We start from the raw sequence: 3,840 nt of genomic DNA on the forward strand, positions 1-3,840 counted from the left end.
TGGAATGTAAAATTCATTAATTAAAAATGCCCTGCAGCCCAACCTAAAACAGATTGTTGGCGGATGGGTGGCTAATTTTTAATTTTACATTTTTAATTCCGCAGGCTGCCTCGTTCTGTACCAGAGGATTGAGACCGGGGAGTTGCAAGTAAGAAGTCGCAAAACTCGAGGTAGAAAGAGTAACAGTTTTGTTATTTCTCATTTCTCACTTCTCACTTCTCACTTCTCACTTGCAACTTTTTTGAATTGCCTCGTTCTGTACCAGAGGATTGAGACGATCACCTCCTTTCTCCGCGAATTAGGTGTGTTTATCATGTTGCTTGAATTGCCTCGTTCTGTACTAGAGGATTGAGACGGGGAAAAGCAATTTAAAATTGGGAATTAAAAATTTAAAATGCCCTGCCGCTTCCCCGTTGGTGTGCGAATTTTCTTGTGATTCTTAATTTTACATTTTTCATTTTTAATTATTTTTCACCCGAATAAAATTGTTCGTTTTGTTCGTTGCTAAATATTTTTCGTTTTTAATTATTTTTCGCCCGAATAAAATTGTTCGTTTTGTTCGTTGCTAAATATTGGAGAACACCTTGAAACAATCTGCCTGATCCGTGAAAATCCGCGTGCTATCTTTTCACAGGCTCCAATCGCCCCCAGACACTAACTTCCCAAAAATTATTCCTTGTATCTTTACCCCAAATTTCTTAAATTACCCAGCAAAATTAACCTCAACCACTGAAATTGAATTTCCGGGAAACTTATGAAAAATCTGCTTAAATTATATCGCTGGTTGTTCCGCCACTGGGTTTATTTAGCCGGTGGATTGTTTTTCATGTTTGGCTTTGCGCTGTTGAGCGGCGCCAGTCTGACTATGGTGGTGCCGCTGTTTGATTACGTGTTTGCGCCGCGGACTGCGCCCACAACTTACAACACATTTTCCGATTTCACCGCTGCGCTGGGAGAGACAATTCACAAGACAACCGGAGAAAATTTTTCCATCTTCTCTCTCGGCAATGGAACAATCCGCGCGCAAACGATCGAGGCGTTAAAAAATGTCATGTCGCTCACTGATCCCTGGCTGTTGCTGCTGGTAATTTGCGTCTCTTTTTTGATTCTGGTTTTTGTCAAAAATCTGTTTTTCTTTCTCAACAAATACATGTTCGCCAACCTGCGCGGCAAAACGATCGTGGAAATCCGTAACGAAATGTTCCGCACCTACTTGCAGCAATCGCTGAAATTTTTCCAGCTCAACAAACCCGGCGACTCCATCGTGCGCATGGTGAACGACGTCAATATTGTGTCGGACATGTTCATCGATCAGATGTTCAATTTAGTGCGCGATTTCATTTTGCTGCTCGTTTACGCGGGAATCGCCGTTTCGCTGAATGCCAAATTTTTCCTGATGAGTTTGATCGTGCTACCGGTCTTCGCTGTGCTCATTGGTTGGCTGGGGAAAAAAATCAAAAAATACGCGGTGCGCATTCAGCAGAAATTTTCCGACATGTTTTCCAACATCGAGGAAGTGCTCAACAGCATGAAAATCGTGAAAGCATTCGCGCGCGAGGATTTTGAGTTAGGGCGGTTCAAAAAAATTAACTGGAAATATTTCAAATTCTGGCGCAAGTCAGTGATTTACACAGCGCTCAATACACCAGTCGGCGAAATGCAGGGCACACTGACAGCGATTTTGGTGATTCTCGTCGGCGGCAGGATGGTGCTGGATCCCAACAGCGGATTTACATCGGGACAATTTTTGATGTTTTTGTTTGCCATTTTTTCCATGCTCCATCCCATGAAAACTTTGACCAAAGCCTACGCCGACATTCGCCGGGCGCAGGTGTCGCTGGATCGAATTTTTTACATTCTGAACCGCCAGCCGGAAATCGAAAACGATCCCAATCCGGTGCACAAGACGAATTTTGAGCGGGATATTATTCTGAAAGATGTCAATTTTGGCTACAAAAAAGAAACCGATGTGTTGAAAAATATTAATTTGGAAATTAACAAGGGCGAAAAAATCGCCTTTGTCGGCAGCAGCGGCGCCGGAAAAACCACGCTGGTAAATTTACTGCCGCGGTTGTACGAAGTTTCCTCCGGCGAGATTCTCATTGACGGCATCGACATCAAAAAAATTGATCTCAAAGATCTGCGCACGCTGTTCGGTACGGTGACTCAGGATTCCATTTTGTTCACCGACACCGTCGCCAACAACATTCGTTACGGCGCTTTGAAAGAGGTCAGCGACGAGATGGTCAGAGAAGCGGCGCGCATCGCTTTTGCCGACGAATTCATCGAAAAATTGCCCCACAAGTACAACGAAATGCTGAATCAAAAAGGCTCGAATCTTTCCGGAGGGCAACGACAGCGGCTGTGCATCGCCAGAGCCATTGTGAACGATCCGCCAATTCTGATTTTCGACGAGGCCACCAGCGCGCTGGATTCCGAGGCTGAAAAAAAAGTGCAGCAAGCCATCGACCGCGCCACGAGAAACAGAACCGTGCTCATCATCGCGCACCGGCTTTCCACAGCGCTGGCTGCTGATAGAATTGTAGTGATGGATCAGGGAAAAATTTTGGACATCGGAACGCACGAGAAATTGCTAAAACGCTGTGAGAGATATCAGACGTTGTATCATTTGCAGTTTTCGGGGAATAATGGTTAGGATAGCAGTGCCAAGGGAGTTAAGGCGTCAGCCTTTTATTTTGGTGATTGGTAACTGGTGAGTGGTCATTGGGCACTGGGCATTAGTCATTTGGTGCTTGTAGATTGGGATTTTTTCATAAAATCCTTACGGATTAACTCCAATTTGATTTTACAATTTAAAAATTTTAGTTTGGAATTTGTTTGGATTCTGCCGAAGTCGGATGCGCCTATGACGCATTTGGTGTTTGAAGCAGGAGTTAAGGCGTCAGCCTTTTATTTTAGTGATTGGTCACTGGGCATTAGTCATTTGGTGTTTGTAAATTGGGATTTTTTCATAAAATCCTTACGGATTAACTCCAATTTGCGATTTCACAATTTAAAAATTCTATTCTGAAATTTGTTTGGATTCCGCCGAAGGCGGATGCGCATTTGATGCTTGGAATTTGGAATTTTTGACATTCCCAAACGGAGCACACCTTGCTGTGTTCGTTAAGCAGCTGCACAGAAAAACTATTAACAAAATCCGCGGTGATCCGTGCTATCCGTGTCATCCGCGTGCTATTTTTAAGGAAAAATTATGAAAATCAGCGGTTTTTCTTTTGTCAGAAATGGCGATAAATTGTATTATCCGGTAGTCGAGTCCATTCGCTCGATTCTGCCGATTGTGGATGAATTTGTAATTGCCGTGGGCAAAGGCGATCCTGATGATGAGACGCGCGAAAAAATTGCTGCTATCGGCGATCCCAAAATTCGCATCATCGACACGGTCTGGGAGGAAAAATATTTCAAAAAGGGCGTGATCAACGCCATGCAAACCAACATCGCCAAAGAGGCATGCAGCGGAGATTGGCTGTTTTATCTGCAGGCGGACGAAGTTGTGCACGAAAAATATTTACCAATAATTCAGAAAAGATGTGAAGAATTGCTGCCCAACGAGGAAGTTGAAGGATTGCTTTTTCGCTACAAACATTTCTGGGGCGACTACGAACACTATCATGCGGGACATGGCTGGTATCCGTTCGAGATTCGCATCATTCGCAACAGGCCGGACATTTACTCCTGGCAAAGCGCGCAATCATTTCGACGATTCGATTATTATGATAATCCGCGCCAGCCGGAAGGTCATCACAAACTGAAAGTTGCGCTGGTGGATGCGGAAATTTACCACTACGGCTGGGTGAGACCGCCGCATTTGATGCAAAA

The 3,840-nt window shown here is 44.2% G+C and carries 2 protein-coding genes; both read left to right on the forward strand.

What is annotated here, in order from left to right; translation table 11 throughout:
- Positions 1–754 precede the first annotated feature (754 nt).
- On the forward strand, positions 755–2,656 hold the full coding sequence (locus GXO74_09960; protein ID NOZ61992.1) for an ABC transporter ATP-binding protein: 1,902 nt from the start codon (positions 755–757) through the stop codon (positions 2,654–2,656).
- Between the two features lie 558 nt (positions 2,657–3,214).
- Positions 3,215–3,840, forward strand: a 626-nt coding sequence (locus GXO74_09965) for a hypothetical protein (GenBank protein NOZ61993.1), incomplete at its 3' end; no start/stop codon positions are given.

The organism is Calditrichota bacterium, assembly GCA_013152715.1.
GTDB lineage: Bacteria > Zhuqueibacterota > Zhuqueibacteria > Thermofontimicrobiales > Thermofontimicrobiaceae > 4484-87.

Coding starts and splice junctions, on each gene's coding strand:
- GXO74_09960 (NOZ61992.1), top strand. CDS start 755: ATGAAAAATCTGCTTAAATTATATCGCTGGTTGTTCCGCCACTGGGTT.